Origin of the sequence: Streptomyces sp. NPDC048473, assembly GCF_043200155.1 — a bacterium.
Taxonomy (GTDB): domain Bacteria; phylum Actinomycetota; class Actinomycetes; order Streptomycetales; family Streptomycetaceae; genus Streptomyces.
This window is the reverse complement of the sequence record NZ_JBICXE010000044.1, coordinates 1-15,254: the sequence shown is the minus strand read 5'-3', so window position 1 is coordinate 15,254 and position 15,254 is coordinate 1. Positions and strand designations below refer to the sequence as shown.

Annotated in this window: 14 protein-coding genes and 2 pseudogenes; 4 read left to right on the top strand and 12 right to left on the bottom strand. The window is 70.6% G+C overall.

Annotated elements, in window-relative coordinates; translation table 11 throughout:
• Positions 1 to 1,392: 1,392 nt before the first annotated feature.
• Positions 1,393 to 1,524, top strand: a complete 132-nt coding sequence (locus tag ACGFU7_RS39495; protein WP_393702711.1) for a hypothetical protein — start codon at positions 1,393 to 1,395, stop codon at positions 1,522 to 1,524.
• A gap of 88 nt (positions 1,525 to 1,612) precedes the next feature.
• Here the strand turns inward: ACGFU7_RS39495 and ACGFU7_RS39490 are convergent.
• Positions 1,613 to 1,891, bottom strand: a pseudogene (locus ACGFU7_RS39490) (macro domain-containing protein); the annotation flags it as partial.
• A gap of 102 nt (positions 1,892 to 1,993) precedes the next feature.
• A complete protein-coding gene (locus ACGFU7_RS39485) occupies positions 1,994 to 3,409 on the bottom strand; it encodes a phytoene desaturase family protein (RefSeq protein ID WP_393702709.1) in 1,416 nt (471 codons plus the stop codon).
• 159 nt (positions 3,410 to 3,568) lie between these two features.
• Between ACGFU7_RS39485 and ACGFU7_RS39480 the strand changes: the two genes are divergently transcribed.
• Both ACGFU7_RS39480 and ACGFU7_RS39475 read left to right on the top strand, forming a co-directional pair.
• Positions 3,569 to 4,372, top strand: a complete 804-nt coding sequence (locus tag ACGFU7_RS39480) for a nucleotidyltransferase domain-containing protein (RefSeq protein ID WP_393702707.1) — start codon at positions 3,569 to 3,571, stop codon at positions 4,370 to 4,372.
• On the top strand, positions 4,369 to 4,764 hold the full coding sequence (locus ACGFU7_RS39475; protein WP_393702705.1) for a VOC family protein: 396 nt from the start codon (positions 4,369 to 4,371) through the stop codon (positions 4,762 to 4,764). The genes ACGFU7_RS39480 and ACGFU7_RS39475 overlap by 4 nt, the downstream gene beginning before the upstream one ends.
• 15 nt (positions 4,765 to 4,779) lie before the next feature.
• Here the strand turns inward: ACGFU7_RS39475 and ACGFU7_RS39470 are convergent, their stop codons facing one another.
• From ACGFU7_RS39470 to ACGFU7_RS39425, 10 genes are all read right to left on the bottom strand, one after another.
• Entirely contained in the window at positions 4,780 to 5,211 is a 432-nt protein-coding gene (locus ACGFU7_RS39470; RefSeq protein WP_393702703.1) for a MarR family winged helix-turn-helix transcriptional regulator, read from the bottom strand.
• Between the two features lie 68 nt (positions 5,212 to 5,279).
• Complete coding sequence (locus tag ACGFU7_RS39465) at positions 5,280 to 6,107, bottom strand: inositol monophosphatase family protein (RefSeq protein WP_393702701.1); 828 nt, start codon at positions 6,105 to 6,107, stop codon at positions 5,280 to 5,282.
• A gap of 63 nt (positions 6,108 to 6,170) precedes the next feature.
• Positions 6,171 to 8,012, bottom strand: a complete 1,842-nt coding sequence (locus ACGFU7_RS39460) for a gamma-glutamyltransferase family protein (protein WP_393702699.1) — start codon at positions 8,010 to 8,012, stop codon at positions 6,171 to 6,173.
• A gap of 65 nt (positions 8,013 to 8,077) precedes the next feature.
• Positions 8,078 to 9,034 (bottom strand): ABC transporter ATP-binding protein, encoded by a 957-nt coding sequence (locus tag ACGFU7_RS39455; RefSeq protein WP_393702759.1) that lies wholly within the window; start codon positions 9,032 to 9,034, stop codon positions 8,078 to 8,080.
• A gap of 83 nt (positions 9,035 to 9,117) precedes the next feature.
• Entirely contained in the window at positions 9,118 to 10,227 is a 1,110-nt protein-coding gene (locus ACGFU7_RS39450) for an ABC transporter ATP-binding protein (protein WP_393702697.1), read from the bottom strand.
• Entirely contained in the window at positions 10,224 to 11,117 is an 894-nt protein-coding gene (locus ACGFU7_RS39445) for an ABC transporter permease (protein ID WP_393702696.1), read from the bottom strand. Before ACGFU7_RS39445 ends, ACGFU7_RS39450 begins: the two co-directional genes overlap by 4 nt.
• Complete coding sequence (locus ACGFU7_RS39440; RefSeq protein ID WP_383977944.1) at positions 11,114 to 12,067, bottom strand: ABC transporter permease; 954 nt, start codon at positions 12,065 to 12,067, stop codon at positions 11,114 to 11,116. Before ACGFU7_RS39440 ends, ACGFU7_RS39445 begins: the two co-directional genes overlap by 4 nt.
• A complete protein-coding gene (locus tag ACGFU7_RS39435; protein ID WP_393702694.1) occupies positions 12,064 to 13,647 on the bottom strand; it encodes an ABC transporter substrate-binding protein in 1,584 nt (527 codons plus the stop codon). The genes ACGFU7_RS39440 and ACGFU7_RS39435 overlap by 4 nt, the downstream gene beginning before the upstream one ends.
• Positions 13,648 to 13,851: 204 nt before the next feature.
• On the bottom strand, positions 13,852 to 14,202 hold the full coding sequence (locus ACGFU7_RS39430) for a Zn-ribbon domain-containing OB-fold protein (RefSeq protein ID WP_393702692.1): 351 nt from the start codon (positions 14,200 to 14,202) through the stop codon (positions 13,852 to 13,854).
• Positions 14,203 to 14,356: 154 nt separating this feature from the next.
• Positions 14,357 to 15,028, bottom strand: coding sequence for a TetR family transcriptional regulator (locus tag ACGFU7_RS39425; protein ID WP_393702757.1), 672 nt, complete (start codon positions 15,026 to 15,028; stop codon positions 14,357 to 14,359).
• Between the two features lie 145 nt (positions 15,029 to 15,173).
• On the opposite strand from ACGFU7_RS39425, the pseudogene ACGFU7_RS39420 reads away from it, so the two are divergent.
• Positions 15,174 to 15,254: pseudogene (locus ACGFU7_RS39420) on the top strand (electron transfer flavoprotein subunit beta); the annotation flags it as partial.

The window sequence follows — 15,254 nt, the reverse complement described above, 5'->3', positions numbered from 1 at the left end:
CACATAGTCATCTATCAAGGGAGCGGCACCTTCAGCGGCAAGGCGGTCCTGAAGATAGGCCAGCGCCTCAGCCTGGGTGAAGGTATCGACATGGACGACAGATCGATTGCCGCCTGACAGCACAGCGTCCCGGCGCCGCGTCGTGGCGAGTGCCCGTCCAGTACCCGTAGATGAGGATGGTGGCCACCACGGAGCCACGGCATGAGGGTCGCCGATATCGTCAAGTGCCAGGAACCAGGACCGAGTTGTGGTGGCAAGCCAGTCCAGGAGAGCTCGCGCATCGGACTCGACGTCTTGACCTTGGGCGCCGGGAACCTGGATGCGGTGCGCGGCCTTGGCATACGCGGCCGTGACCTGCTCAGGGTCCGCGGAACCTGCCCAGAGCACGAAGTCGATGCCCTCGGTCAGCGCCTCACGAGCATAAGCAGCCCCCATCTGCGACTTACCCGCTCCACCGCCCCCGGACAGCACCACGGTGCTGTGGCTCTGCAGGGCGCAGTCGATCCGCTCGCGCACGTCAGTTCGGGGCTGAAAGGCAGAGGCAGATTCGGGTGGCGCCCCAACCCGCACGGGCCAGGTCACCGGCCCACGAGATCCCGAGCCCGTGATGTTCAGCGTGCCGATCGCCAAGTGCCCGGTGTTGGAGATGCTTCCAGCAGCAGCCGAGGCGTCACCGGTGTGCCGGATCTCTGCGAACTCGGTAGCCAGCAGACCGACGGCCTTCGGCATCAGCCCATGGAAGCCAGTGGTTGCCGTTCCACCGCTCTGAGCCCTCGCGTCACCGGTCTCGGTGACGTTCACCGATCTCGAGCCGTCGTCCGTACCACTGGCCCTGGCCCGGGACTTGCCCAGGCGATGCCTGCGGGGCCACTTCATCGACGACTGCTCCCCTCTTCCCTGCAAGCGACTTCAGCTGTAGTCGATGCCCTTGCCTGCGGTACTGCCGGAACCGTGTGCCTTCGCGTTTCCAGTCCGTTCCGCCGAGGCTGTGCCGCTTCCTACCCCACCCGGGCGCCGCACACCAGTGTGGGCGCTGCCGCCGTCAGTACCCTCGGCCGAGCCTGTATGGACAGAAGCATCCTGGGGCCCCGTACCTCCAGTTGCTCCCTGGTACAACGCCCACACCAATCCAGCAACGCCAGTGGCGGCCTGCACTGAAGCTCCAACCAACTGGCCCTCATCGGGGCCATCGAGCAGCCAGATCAAAGGTGTCGACAAGATGATCGCCACTGCGACGGCCACCGTCGTGATCTTCCACCCCAGCGACATGCTGTTCCCCTCCCTGCATCCACCGCGCAAACGCGGTGCGCCTGCCCTACTGATATCAGACAGCATCCACAAGATTGCCTAATTCCTTCGTAGCAGCGCCAAGTGGGGAGCCTCCGTTCCTTCGTGCTGTTCGAGTACCGCACCGTGATGCCTGAACGTTGCATGGCGATCGACACCTTGCATCAGAGCGGCGATGGCGAGCTTGTCGGTGCGCATGGCCAGGCCGCGGGGCTCTCCCCGGAACCCCGCCCCTGAGGGCATTTCCATAGAACGGCAACAGGGCCCATGATCACCGTTTTGGCTAGTCATGGGCCCACGGCCTGGGGACTCAGGATGGATCAACGCTCCAGACCGGGCCCACGGTGTGAACCACCCATCGGGCGTCGAGCTTTCCGGCAGTCGTGGCAACGGCCTGGCCGGTGCGCAGGCCCTTTCCGTACTGCGAGGCGCGCAGCTCCCGGCACGCGGCGAGGATCTCCGGGCCGCCGCGCCGGTGGATCGCTCCGTCGACTCCACCGCCGCCGAGCAGGGAGGAGTTCGCCGCGTTGACGATGACATCGGCGGACTGCTGGGTGATGTCACCGAGTACCAGGGTGACGGTGACGGCCTCGGGTGTGCGCATGCGGCCATGATGCCGTGTCCCCGTTGGCCGGACGGCCCTTGGCGCTCCGGAGGCGGCCCGGATCGAAATCGTTCCCCGGCGCCCCGGACCGCCTTGATGTGCTCAGGCCGCCCGCAGCCGCCGCCAGACGGCCTTCGCCGCGTGGTGCCCGGACATGCCGTGCACACCCGGCCCGGGCGGAGTGGCCGAGGAGCACATGAACACCGCCGGATGCGCCGTCGCATACGGCACCCGTGCGAGCTTGGGCCGTATCACCGTCTGGAGGCCGGAGAACGCGCCGCACGCGATGTCGCCGCCGATGTAATTGGCGTTGCGCGCCGCGAGTTGGGGCGGCCCCGCGACCGCTCGGGCGAGCACCAGGTCTCGAAAGCCGGGAGCGAAGCGCTCAAGCTGCCGCTCGATGACGTCGGTGGCGTCGCCCTCCCAGCCCGCCGGGACATGTCCGTACACCCAGAAGACATGCCGGCCCTCGGGCGCTCGGGACGGATCGACCAGGCTGGGCTGCGCGGTGATCAGGAACGGCACGCTCGGGTCGCGGCCCGCCACCGCGGCGCGCAGCGCGGCGTCGATCTCGCCGGCCGTGGGGCCGACGTGGACCGTTCCGGCGCGGCGGGCCTCCTTCGCGGTCCAGGGGACGGGGCCCGACAGCGCGTAATCGATCTTGAAGCAGGATGCCCCGTACCGATATCCGCTGTAGGCGTGGCCCAGCCCCGCGATGCGGGCGAGAGCGGTCGGCGAGGTGTCGAAGATGTAGGCGCGGGCGGGCGGGAGCTCGTCGAGGCGCTTGACCTCCGTGCCGGTACGGATCGTGCCGCCCTGTTCACGCAGATACGAGGCAAGGGCGTCGGAGATGGCCTGCGATCCGCCGCGCGGCACCGGCCAGCCCTTCTCGTGCGCGGCGAGGGCGAAGAGCAGGGCGACCCCGCCGGTGGCCAAGCCGCTGACGGGCGCTATGGCATGGGCGCCGAGCCCGGCGAACAGACCACGTGCCTTCGCACCGTGGAAGCGGCGGGAGAGCAGCGTCGCGGGCTGGAGCGCGTCGAGACCGAATCGCACCCAGCGGTACGGGTCACGGGGCAGCCCGTCCCACGGGGTGCGCAGAAAGTCCTCGGCGAGGGTGTCCCAGTGTCCGAGGAACGGGGCGACGAGCCTGCGGTAGGCCCCCGCGTCCTGGGCGCCCAGCGACATGGCGCTCTCCCCCACCGACCCGGTGAGCACGGCGGCCGACCCGTCCGGGAACGGGTGGGCGAGCGCCAGCTCGGGCTGGAGCCACTCCAGGCCGTGCCGGGCCAGCGGCATCGCGGCGAACGCGGGCGAGCCGATGCCCAGCGGATGGACGGCGGAACAGGGGTCGTGGCGGAAGCCGGGGAGGGTGAGCTCTTCGGTACGGGCACCGCCCCCGACGGTCTCGGCCGCCTCGAAGACCTCCACGGCGAAGCCGCGGCGGGCCAGTTCGGCTGCGGCGGTCAGTCCGTTGGGGCCCGCCCCCACGACGACAGCATCAAGCATCGACGGCACCTTCGGACTCCTTCGTCAGCCGGCGGCCAGGACACCCAGGATATTCCGAGGCGCCGACAACTCGGTCGCGGGTAGGGTCGCCGCTCGATGAACACATCGAACTCTCACGCCGCGCCCGTGCCTCATCCCTGCTCTGTCACGCCCGTCCGTATCACGGACATGGCCTCCCGGCTCGCCGCGCTGCCCGGCATCCGCGCCGTCGCCCTGGGCGGCAGCCGTGCCCGCGGCACGCATCGCCCGGACTCCGACTGGGATCTGGGCGTGTACTACCGCGGCACTCCCGACCTGGCCGCACTGACCGCGTTGGCGTCCGAGGTACAGGGCTCCCCGGCGGAGGTCGCGGGTCCCGGCGGCTGGGGGCCCTGGGTCGACGGCGGGGCGTGGCTGCGGGTGGACGGCGCCCCGGTGGACTGGATCCTGCGCGATCTGGACCGGGTGGAAGCGGTCTGGTCCGACTGCCTCGAAGGCCGCTTCGAAGTGGGCGTGCAGCCGGGGCATCCGCTCGGTTTCTGGTCCCCCGCCTATCCGGGGGAGGTCGCACTCGGGCACGTACTCGCCGATCCCCAGGGCGAATTGACAGCGCTTCAGCAGGAGACCCGGACCTATCCGGAGCCGCTGCGCACCGCGCTCGTCGAAGCCGCGTGGGAGGCGGAATTCTCGGTGGCGGCCGCCCGCAAGTCGGCCCCTGCCGGGGATCCGCTCCATGTTGCCCTGTGCCTGTCGCGAGCGTTCGGCATCCTCACCCAGTCGCTCCACGCCCACCACCGCACCTGGTGTCTGAACGAGAAGGGTGCGCTGGCCGCTGCGGCCGCGCTGCCGGACACCCCCGCGGACTTCGCCGAACGGGTCGGCGAGGCGCTGCGGGGGCTGGACGCGGCGGCGGTGAAGAGGGCTGCGGAGTTGGTGCGGGACGTCCGATCGGTGCTTACGACGGGCGCCGGAGAAACCGGGAGCCGCTCGTGATCGCCGAACTGCAGTGCGTGGTACTCGACTGTGCCGATCCCGCACGCCTCGCCGGGTTCTACCACTGCCTGCTCGGCGGTGAGGTCGACCGGCCGGATGGGCGATGGGCGCTCGGCGACGGCTGGGCGACGCTCCACACGGAAGCCGGGCCGGTCCTCGCCTTCCAGCGGGTGGCGGATCACCGGCCGCCGCTCTGGCCTGATCCGGCTCACCCCCAGCAGTTCCATCTGGACTTCGGCGTCCCGGACCTGGACGCGGCGCAGACACAGGCCGTGGCGGCGGGAGCGACGGTCCTCGACGACGGAGCCGGGACGGAGCGCTCATGGCGGATCTACGCGGACCCGGCGGGGCATCCCTTCTGCCTGGTCAGGCACGGCAACGGCGCGGCGTGACCGCGCCCCGGCCCGTCAGTCCCGCTGAATGGCCGTGACGCAGCGCGCGAGCAGGGCCTGCAGGGCGTCCCGTTCCTGCGGGGTGAACTCGTCGGCGAGGCGGCGCTCGATCCGTACCGCCTGCTCGTCGGCGAGCCGGAGCGTTTCCCGGCCGGCTTCGGTGAGCCGGGTCTCCAGCATCTTCTGATGCCATTGGTGTGCCGACCGGGCCACCAGACCGCGTTCTTCGAGGTGCTTCAGCACCGCCGCCATCGCCTGTGGGGTGACCAGGCAGGCTCGCGCCAACGCGGCGCCCGAGATACCGGGGTTGTCGGCAAGGGCGTACAGCGCCGCGTACTGGGCGACGGTGAGCCCCGTGCCCTTCAGCGCGGCGCTCTTGGCCGTCATGAGGGCCTGCTCTGCGCGCTTGATGTCCGCGCCCAGGCGTTCGTCGGCGGTCATTCCCATGACGGAGAGCGTACGGCCCACAGGCCCGCCGCCGCCCGGCGGCCCTGACCCGCGAACCGCTCGCCCGATCAGGCTTCGCCGCGCAGCGCCTGAAGGATGCGTTCGGCGGTCGCCTCGTCGCGGGCCGCCGTGAACGGCAGGGCGTTGCCGCCGGTGATGCGGAACGGGGCGCCGGAGAGCGTGGCCTGGGCGCCGCCCGCCTCGGTGACCAGGAGCAGACCTGCCGCGTGGTCCCAGGCGTACTCCCAGTTGAAGGCGACCGCGTCCTGGTCGCCGCGGGCGACGGCGAGGTATTCGAGGCCCGCGGAACCGCAGGGGCGGGCCTCGATGCCCTCGGTGCGCAGGCCGAGGAGGGCGCGCTTCTGGGCGTCGGTCGTGTAGTCGGGGTGCGACATCGCCACCCGCAGAACGGCGCCGGGCGCGGGCGAGCCGGCGTGTACCGGCTTGCCGTTGAGCATGGCACCGCGGCCGCGGACGGCGATCGCCATCTCGTCCAGGGCCGCGGCGTACGTCCAGGAGGCGAGGAGTTCGCCGCGGTGGGCGAGGGCGACCAGGGTGCAGAAGCCCGGTTCGCCGCGGACGAACTGGCGGGTGCCGTCGACCGGGTCGACGATCCACACCGGTGCGTCGCCGCCCAGCGCGTCGTACACCTTCGGTTCGGCGTGGACCGCCTCCTCGCCGACGACCACCGAGCCGGGCAGGAGCGTGGTCAGGGACGCGGTGAGGTGTTCCTCGGCGAGGCGGTCGGCGGTGGTGACGAGGTCGTGCGGGCCGCTCTTCTCGACGATCTCGTGCGCGGCGAGCTGCCGGTAGCGCGGCATGATCTCGGCGGCGGCCGCTGCGCGGACCGCCGCCTCGACCTCGGTCAGGTCCCCGGCAAGGAATTCATCGATCATGACCCCAGCTAAGCACGGTCCCCCGGGGAGCCGACGACCGGTTCATGACGGGGAGGTGGCCGGTCAGCGTCCGACGGCGTACCCCTGCATGCCGCGCGGGTTCGCGGCCGCGGACAGCACTCCGGTCTCCGGGTCGCGGGCCACGGCGCACATCCGGCCCTCGGACCACGGGTCGCCGACGGTGACGTCGTGGCCGCGACGGCGCAGCTCCTCGACGACCTCCGGGTCCATGCCCTCCTCGACGGTGACGCTGCCGGGGCGCATCCCGCGCGGGAAGAAGGAGCCGGGGAAGCTGTCGTTGTGCCAGTTCGGGGCGTCGATGGCGCCCTGGAGGTCGAGGCCGCCACGGACCTCGGCGCGCAGGGCGACCGCCAGGAAGAAGTGGACCTGCCACTGGTCCTGCTGGTCACCGCCCGGCGTACCGAACGCCATGACCGGGACGCCGTCGCGCAGGGCGAGGGACGGGGTGAGGGTGGTGCGGGGGCGGCGGCCGGGCGTGAGGGAGTTCGGCAGGCCCTCGTCGAGCCAGGCCATCTGGAGCCGGGTGCCGAGCGGGAAGCCGAGCTCCGGCACGACCGGGTTGGACTGCAGCCAGCCGCCGCTGGGCGTGGCGGAGACCATGTTGCCCCAGCGGTCGACCACGTCGACATGGCAGGTGTCGCCGCGGGTCGTGCCGTCCTTGTCGACGGCCGGCTCGCCGACGCCGGCGCCGTTCTTCGCCACGGTCGGCTCGCCGACGCCCGCCGCCGGGATGCCCATGGCGTCGAAGCCGGCCTCGCCGGAGGCGACGGCGTGGGCGTGCTCGCTGAGGACGGGGGTGCGGCCGTCCGGGCTGCCGGGGCGCAGCTCGCGCGAGGCCTCGTCGGTGATGAGGGCGCGGCGCTCGGCGTTGTACGGCTCCGAGAGCAGGGTGTCCAGAGGTACGTCGGCGGCGTCGCCGTACCAGGCCTCGCGGTCGGCCATGGCGAGCTTGCAGCCCTCGATGAGCAGGTGGACGTAGTCGGCGGAGCCGTACTGCGGCAGCTCGGCCGGGAGCAGGGCGAGCTGCTGGAGGAAGGCGGGGCCCTGGCTCCAGCCGGCCGCCTTGGCGAGCGTCCAGCCGTTCCAGTCGTACGTGGCGGGCGCCTCGTAGGACGCGGACCAGCCGGCCAGGTCGGCGGCGGTGAGGGTGCCGGTGTGGCGGGAGCCGCTGGTGTCCATGGTGGGGCGGGCGGCCTGGCGGACCAGGGCCTCGGCGATGAAGCCCTCGCTCCAGATCTTCCGTGCGGCGTCGATCTGGGCGGTGCGGTCCTCGCCGCCGGTCTCCTGCGCCTCGGCGATCAGCCGGCGCCAGGTGGCTGCGAGTGCGGGGTTGCAGAAGAGCTCGCCCGGCTTCGGCGACCTGCCGCCGGGCAGGTAGACGTCGGCGGAGGACTGCCACTCGGTCTCGAAGAGTTCGCGGACGGTCTCGACGGTCTGGCCGATCCGCTCGACGGGTGCGTGCCCGTCCTCGGCGTACCCGATCGCGTACCGCAGCACCTCGGCGACGGTCTTGGTGCCGTGGTCGCGCAGCAGCAGCATCCAGGCGTCGAAGGCGCCCGGCACGGCCGCGGCGAGCGGTCCGGTGCCGGGGACCAGGTCGAGTCCGAGGGAGCGGTAGTGGGCGACGGTGGCACCGGCGGGGGCCGGGCCCTGGCCGCACAGCACCTTTATCTCGCCGTCCTTCGGCGCCAGGATCATCGGTACTTCACCGGCCGGGCCGTTGAGGTGCGGTTCGACGACATGCAGGACGAATCCGGCCGCGACGGCCGCATCGTAGGCGTTGCCGCCGTCCTCCAGGACGGCCATCGCGGACTGCGAGGCGAGCCAGTGGGTGGAGGACACCATGCCGAAGGTGCCCTGGAGGGTCGGCCGGGTGGTGAACACGGATGCGGCTCCTTGCTGCGACGTGCGAGGTTCTGGAGTTCGGTTCGGATCGAATGTACGGGGAGTCAGGCGGCCGCGTCCGGGGCGGTGCCGTCGTCCTTGACGAGGTGACAGGAGACCTGCCGGCCGCCGGGCAGCTCGCGCAGGGCCGGGACCTCGGTGCGGCACCGGTCGGTGGCGAGCGGGCAGCGGGTGTGGAAGCGGCAGCCGGCCGGGGGGTCGAGCGGGCTGGGGAGTTCGCCGTGGAGCACGATGCGTTCGCGGGAGCGCTGTTCGACCGGGTCGGGGACCGGCGCGGCGGAGAGCAGGGCCTGGGTGTAGGGGTGCTTCGGGGAGGCGAACAGTTCGGCGGTCGGGGCCTGTTCGACGATCTGCCCGAGGTACATCACGGCGATCCGGTCGGCGAGGAACTCGACGGCGGCCAGGTCGTGGGTGATGAACAGGCAGCCGAAGCCTCGGTCGCGCTGGAGGTCGGCGAGCAGGTTGAGTACGGATGCCTGCACGGAGACGTCCAGCGCCGACGTCGGTTCGTCGGCGACGACGAGGTCGGGGTCGCAGGAGAGCGCCCGGGCGATGGAGATGCGCTGGCGCTGTCCGCCGGAGAGCTCGTGCGGGTGCCGGTCGGCATGCTCGGGGCGCAGCCCGACCTGGGCGAGGAGCTGCTCGACCCGTGCGCGCACGGCTTCGCCGCGGGCCTGGCGGTGCAGCTTGATGGGTTCGGCGATGATCTGGCCGATGGTCATGCGGGGGTCGAGCGAGGACGACGGGTCCTGGAAGACCAGGTGGAAGTCCTTGCGCAGGGGGCGCAGGGCGCGGCGGGAGAGGTGGGTGACGTCGGTGCCGTTGATGTGAACGGTGCCGCCGGTGGGTTCGTCGAGGCGTACGACGCAGCGGCCGACGGTCGACTTGCCACTGCCGGACTCGCCGACGAGGCCGACGACCTCGCCGCGTCCGATGGTGATCGAGACGCCGTCGACGGCGCGGACGGTGGCGCCGCCGGATGCGGCGAAGTGCCGCTCCATGGCGGTGATTTCGAGCACCGGTGGCTGCTGGTGCGGGGCACCTTCATCGCTCTCGCGCGGTGCGGGGACGGTCTGCGGTGCGGTCACTGTCCGGCCTCCTGGTCGGGTCGCGCGGTGTCATCGGCAGGCGCCTCGGTCGTTGCCGGGCCGGCGGCGTCGGACGCCTCGTCCGCGGCGTACGGGTGCCAGCAGGCCGCCCGGTGGGAGGCATCCGCGCCCGCCTTCGGGTCGATGGGCCTGAAGCCGGGCCGTCCGCCCGTACAGGTGTCGTCGGCGCGGCTGCACCGGGGTGCGAAGGTGCAGGCGTCCGGCTGGCTGTCGAGGCTCGGCACCAGGCCGGGGATCTCCGGCAGCCGCCGCTTGCCCTCGCCGCCGGGCCGCAGCACGGCGCCGAGCAGACCCCGGGTGTACGGGTGCCGGGCGGAGTCGAACAGGTCGTGGACCGGGGCCTGTTCGACCGGGCGTCCGGCGTACATCACCAGCACCCGGTCGGCGGCGTCCGCCACGACGCCGAGGTCGTGGGTGACCAGGACGATCGCCGTACCCAGGCGTTCGCGCAGCGACTGGAGAACCTCCAGGATGCCGGCCTGCACAGTGACGTCGAGTGCGGTGGTCGGCTCGTCCGCGATGAGTACGGAGGGGTCGCAGGCGACGGCGATGGCGATCATCACGCGCTGGCGCATACCGCCGGAGAGCTGGTGCGGGTATTCGTCGATGCGGCGCTGCGGGGCGGGGATGCCGACCAGGTCGAGGAGTTCCACGGCGCGCGCCCTGGCCTCCTTCTTGTTCAGCCCCTGGTGCCTGCGGAGCACTTCGCCGATCTGCCGGCCGATGGTGAGGACCGGGTTCAGCGAGGTCATCGGCTCCTGGAAGATCATCGCGATGTCCTTGCCGCGGACCTTCTGCAGCTCCTTCTCGGACGCGCCGGCCAGTTCCCGGCCGCCGAGCCTGATGGAGCCGCCGATCTGCGCGGTGGGCGGGAGCAGGCCCATCACCGCCATCGAGGTGACGGACTTGCCGCACCCCGACTCCCCCACCACGGCGAGGACTTCGCCGGGGAAGAGGTCGTAGGAGACACCGTCGACGGCGTGCACGGTCCGGGTGTCGGAGCGGAAGGAGACCGACAGATCGCGGACGCTGAGCACGGGTTCGCGTACGGCCCCGGGCGCGGTTTCGAGTACGGCTCGGGTCATCGGGTGCCTCCGCGGGGGTCGAGGACGTCACGCAGTCCGTTGCCGAGCAGGTTGAAGGCCAGCGTCGCCGCGACGATCGCCAGGCCGGGGAAGACGGCGAGCCAGGGGGCGGGCGCCAGGAAGGACTGAGCGCCGGAGAGCATCACACCGAGCGACGGGGCGGGCGGCTGGACGCCGAGCCCGAGGAAGCTGAGCAGCGCCTCGCCGATGATCGCGGCGGGGATGCCGACTGTCGCCTGCACGATGAGTGCCGAGGTGGCGTTGGGCAGGATGTGCCGGAAGAGCACGGTGCCGTCGCCGCCGCCGTTGGCGATGGCCGCGCCGACGTAGTCGACGTGCTTGAGCCGCAGGGTCTCGGCCCGGGTGATGCGGATGACGGCGGGAATCTGCGAGATGCCGATGGCGATGGTGGCGTTGGTGAGCGAAGGGCCGAGGATCGCGGCCAGGCCGACGGCGAGCACCAGGAACGGGAACGCGAGCATGGTGTCGGTGAGCCGGGAGACGGCACTGTCGGTGAACCTGCCGTAGTACCCGGCGAGCAGCCCCAGCGGTACGCCGATGACGAAGGCCAGCACGACGGCGATCAGGCCGACCTGCATGGAGGCCCGTGCTCCGTACACGATGCGGGAGAGCTGGTCGCGGCCGAGGTCGTCGGTGCCGAGCCAGTGGGACCAGCCGGGTTCGGCCAGTACGTTCCCGAAGTCGGGCTGGGCGGGGTCGTACGGGGCGATCAGCGGGGCGAGGAGAGCGGTGAGGATGAAGACGGCGGCGATGATGCCGCCGGTGAGGGCGAGCCGGTTCTTGCGCAGGGCGCGCAGCCTGCCGTGGCCGGCCCGCTTCCTGGCGGGTGCCTTCGGTGTGGTGGGGAGCGTCTGGGTCGCTGTGGTCACCGGGCACCTCCGAGCCGGATGCGCGGGTCGATGACCGAATAGACCACGTCGACCAGCAGGTTGATGAGGATGTAGGCGGCGGAGGTGCAGAGCACCACGGCCTGGAGCGTCGCGTAGTCGCGGGTGAAGACGGCGTCGATGGTGAGCTTGCCGAAGCCGGGCAGGACGAAGATCTGCTCGGTGACGACGGCGCCGGAGATCAGATGGCCGAGCTGGAGACCGAGCACGGTCACGACGGTGACGAGCGAGTTGCGCAGTGCGTGCCCGCCGACGACGGCCCGCCTGGACAGCCCCTTGGCGCGGGCGGTACGGACGTAGTCGGCGGAGAGCGAGTCGAGCATCGCGGCGCGGGTCTGACGCATCACCACGGCGGCGAGTCCGGAGCCGAGGACGATCGCGGGCAGCACCATGCGGCGCAGATTGTCGATCGGGTCGGTGCCGAAGGGTACGTAACCGGAGGCGGCGAACACCGGGATGGCGATGGCGAATCCGAGGACCAGCACGATGCCGAGCCAGAACGTCGGGATGGAGAGCCCGATCAGCGCGATGACATTGGCGAGCCACTCCTCGGGCTTGCCGCGCCGCACGGCCGCGACGACTCCGGCGCCGATGCCGAGTACGACGGCGAGCAGCAGGGAGAGCGCGGCCAGTTCCAGCGTCACGGGCAGCGCCTGGCCGATGGCGTCGGCGACCGGGAGCCCGGTACGGGAGGAGGTGCCGAGGTCGCCGGTGAGGGCATGGCCGATGAACCGTCCGTACTGCACGACGATGTTGTCATTGAGGCCGTACGCCTCACGGATCGCGGCAAGCGCCTCGGGGCTGCGCTCCTCTCCGGCGAGGGCGAGTGCCGGGTCGCCGGGCAGGGCCCGGATACCGGCGAAGACCACGATGGAGACCAGGAAGAGCGTGATGAGGGACTGACGCAGACGCGTCAGCAGGTACTTCGTCATCGGGTGTACCCCGCAGTCTTGACCCGGATCAGTCCGTCGCCGTAGACACGGATGCCCGCGACGGACTTGGTGGCGACGACATAGTTCTTCTGCCGGTAGAGGTAGATCATGGTGTGGGCGTCCTGGACGCGCCGGGTGAGCTCGTTGTAGATCTCGGTGCGGCGGGCCGGGTCGGCGACGGTGCGGCCCTCGTCGATCAGCCGGTCGATCTCCGGGTCGCCGAGGCCGTAGGCGTTCATGGCGCCCGCGGTCTTCAGGAAGTTGGAGACGTTGCCGTCGGGGTCGAGCCGCCCGGACCAGCCGCTGGTGAAGACGTCGTAATGTCCCGCGTCGGTCTCCGACAGCATCGTGGCGTACTCGGTCGGCCGCAGCGAGAGGTCGAAGCCTGCCTCCTTGACCATGGCCTGGAGGACCTGTCCGACGCGCCCCTGCTCGGGGGTGGTGGAGGTCTTCAGCTCGATCTTCACCGGGGTCTTCACCCCGGCCTCCTTCAGCAGCTTCTTCGCCTTGGCCACGTCACGCTTGGGGCAGTCCTCCGGCTTGACGCCGGGGGCGATGGCGGACTGCGGGGATATCGGGCCGCAGGCCGGCTCGTACATGCCCTGGAAGACGACCTTGTTGAGGGTGTCGCGGTCGATGGCCAGCTCGAAGGCTTCGCGGACCCGTACGTCGCGGGCGATCGGGGTGTCGAGCTTCCCCGGCTTCTGACCGAGCCCCTTCACATTGCCGACGTTGAGGCCGATGCCCTGGTAGCCGAGCGAAGGCGAGTTGAAGAGCTGGAGCCCCGGCTCGGTCAGCGCGCTCTGCACGTCGATGGGGCCCATCTGGTCGCCGACCTGGAGGTCCCCGGAGCGCAGGTTGGCGAGCCGGACGTTGCCGTCGGGGATGGGCTTGTAGACGACCCCGTCGAGGTGGACCTTGTCCGCGTCGTAGTAGTTGGGGTCCTTCTTCAGCACGATCCGGTCGCCGCCGACCCGCTCGACGAACCGGAACGGCCCCACGCAGGACGGGTGGTTGGTGAAGTTCTTCCCGTACTTCTTGAGCGCGGTCGGCGACATCACCATCCCGGCCCGGTCGGCGAGCACACCGGTGAGCGGAACATAGGGCTGCTTGAGCTCCATCCGTACGGTGTACGGGCCGGTGGCCTCGATGGATTTGACCGGGGCGAGCTCGGTGCCGCGCGCGGAGCCGGGCAGATCGCGGTGGCGCAGCAGTGAGGTGACGACGGCCGAGGCGTCGAGCCGGGTGCCGTCGCTGAACTTCAGGTCGTGACGCACCTGCACGGTGACGGTGCGGCCGTCGGCCGAGGTGACGGGCAGCGCGGCGGCCAGCTGCGGCACGACGACGCCGTCCTCGTCGATGTCGTAGAGCTTCTCGCACATGCCCGCGAAGACCGTCCGGCCCACGAGGGTCTGGGCAAGCGTGGGGTCGAGTTTGTCCGGGTCGGAGTTGAGAGCAACGGTGAGTGTCCCGCCGTCGCGTACGGACCGTTCATCGGTTTTCCGCACACCGCCGACCTCGGTCGCCGAGGACTGCAGCGATGCGCAGCCCGAGGTGAGGGACACCAATGCAACTGCCACCAGGGCAACCGCTTTTCGGCGCACGAGGGCCTACCTCCCGCCAGGGGTGATCAAGGAATATCGCAGACCGTATTTCGCATACAGTCCGCAAGGCAAGAGGGGTTCCCACATAGCGGACGATTTTTATTGACGATCGGATAACGGCCGACCGAAAGGCGTTGATTCAGGACATCCAGCCTGAATCAATGCCTTCGGTGCGGATGTTCAGAACCAGTCGTCGCGCCTGGGCGGATCGCAGAGCTCGAAAACCACCTCGCCCGCATCCGGATCATCACCGGCAACCGGGCGCACCCGCGCACCGACCGTCACCTGGTGCGGTGCGGCACCCACGACACGGCAACGGAACACAAAGCCCTCGGGGAGCCGGACGAGGGACTCGTTGCGCGCCGCGTCCGTATAGCGATGCACGACGCCGGACCTCACCACGACGCCCAGACCGGCGCTGCATTCGGGCTTCAGATCACTTGATGCGCACACCGGACACAGCAGCCTCCGGAAGGAGGCCGTGCCGCACCAGCGGCACCGGTGGTAGTACAGGCCGGATTCCTCATGCACCGTCTGCACGGTGCCACTTGATGACTGGGACACGTTTCGACCCCCTGCGCTCGGCTCGGATGCGCCGCACCTGCGCGTCGGCGCGTCCGCACCATAGGGCACTGAGTGCCGAAAGGTAAAGACACTCAGTGCCACCATGAGATCGGCTCAGGTGTCAGCCCTGGCCGATGGCCGACTCGATCTGCTGCACGACGCGCCACATCGGGGCCCCCTTCGCGGCAACCACCACGACCACGTCACCGACGGCCGAGGCCTGGGACGCACCCCCCGCCACCGCACTCCCCCACACCTGGCGCACCAGCCCGAGGGCGTGATCCACCGCGGCCTCCGCGTCCCCCTCACCACCCGAACGCAGCCAGGTCCGCAACCCGTTGTTGTGCGCGGCGACCACGGATGCAGCGATCACCTCGGCCCGCAGCGCACCGTCCCCCGACTCGCCGTACCGGTCACGGAGATAGCCGGCCAGCGTCTGCTCGTAACGGCGTACGACGGACAGTTCGTAGGTGCGCAGCCCGGGCACCTCCCGGGTGAGCCGGTAGCGCTGGACGGAGAATTCGGGGTTGGCGGAGTACATGCGCAGCACGAGCCGGGCCGCGTCGCACACCGCGTCCACCGGCTCCGCGTCACCGACCGCCGCAAGAAACGCGGTCATGTCGGCGAGGCAGCGCTCGTGATCCGGGAAGACCGCGTCCTCCTTGGAGGGGAAGTACCGGAAGAACGACCGGCGCCCGACCCCGGCCCGCGCCACGATGTCGTCCACCGTGGTCTGCTCGAAGCCCCGCTCCAGGAAGAGCTGGAAGGCCGCCTCGGCGAGCACCTCCCGCATGGGGGCCCTCTTCGCTGGTCTGCGTGCGTCAGTCATGCGGGGAACGTAGCACCGGAGAGCCTTCTCTGGCACTGGGTTCCTTTACAGAGGGTACTGAGTGCCATATTGTCGTCGATACGAACCACACCCAGGTAGGAGAGCCGGCGTGAGCTTGAGGATCGTTGTCTGTGTGAAGTACGTGCCCGACGCCACCGGCGACCGGCACTTCGCCGATGACCTGACGCTG

What these genes read in the sequence shown, in the direction of transcription:
- ACGFU7_RS39480 (WP_393702707.1), top strand. Translation starts at nt 3,569, where the DNA reads ATGGCCTCCCGGCTCGCCGCGCTGCCCGGCATCCGCGCCGTCGCCCTG.
- ACGFU7_RS39470 (WP_393702703.1), bottom strand. Translation starts at nt 5,211, where the DNA reads ATGGGAATGACCGCCGACGAACGCCTGGGCGCGGACATCAAGCGCGCA.
- ACGFU7_RS39465 (WP_393702701.1), bottom strand. Translation starts at nt 6,107, where the DNA reads ATGATCGATGAATTCCTTGCCGGGGACCTGACCGAGGTCGAGGCGGCG.
- ACGFU7_RS39455 (WP_393702759.1), bottom strand. Translation starts at nt 9,034, where the DNA reads ATGGAGCGGCACTTCGCCGCATCCGGCGGCGCCACCGTCCGCGCCGTC.
- ACGFU7_RS39450 (WP_393702697.1), bottom strand. Translation starts at nt 10,227, where the DNA reads ATGACCCGAGCCGTACTCGAAACCGCGCCCGGGGCCGTACGCGAACCC.
- ACGFU7_RS39440 (WP_383977944.1), bottom strand. Translation starts at nt 12,067, where the DNA reads ATGACGAAGTACCTGCTGACGCGTCTGCGTCAGTCCCTCATCACGCTC.
- ACGFU7_RS39425 (WP_393702757.1), bottom strand. Translation starts at nt 15,028, where the DNA reads ATGCGGGAGGTGCTCGCCGAGGCGGCCTTCCAGCTCTTCCTGGAGCGG.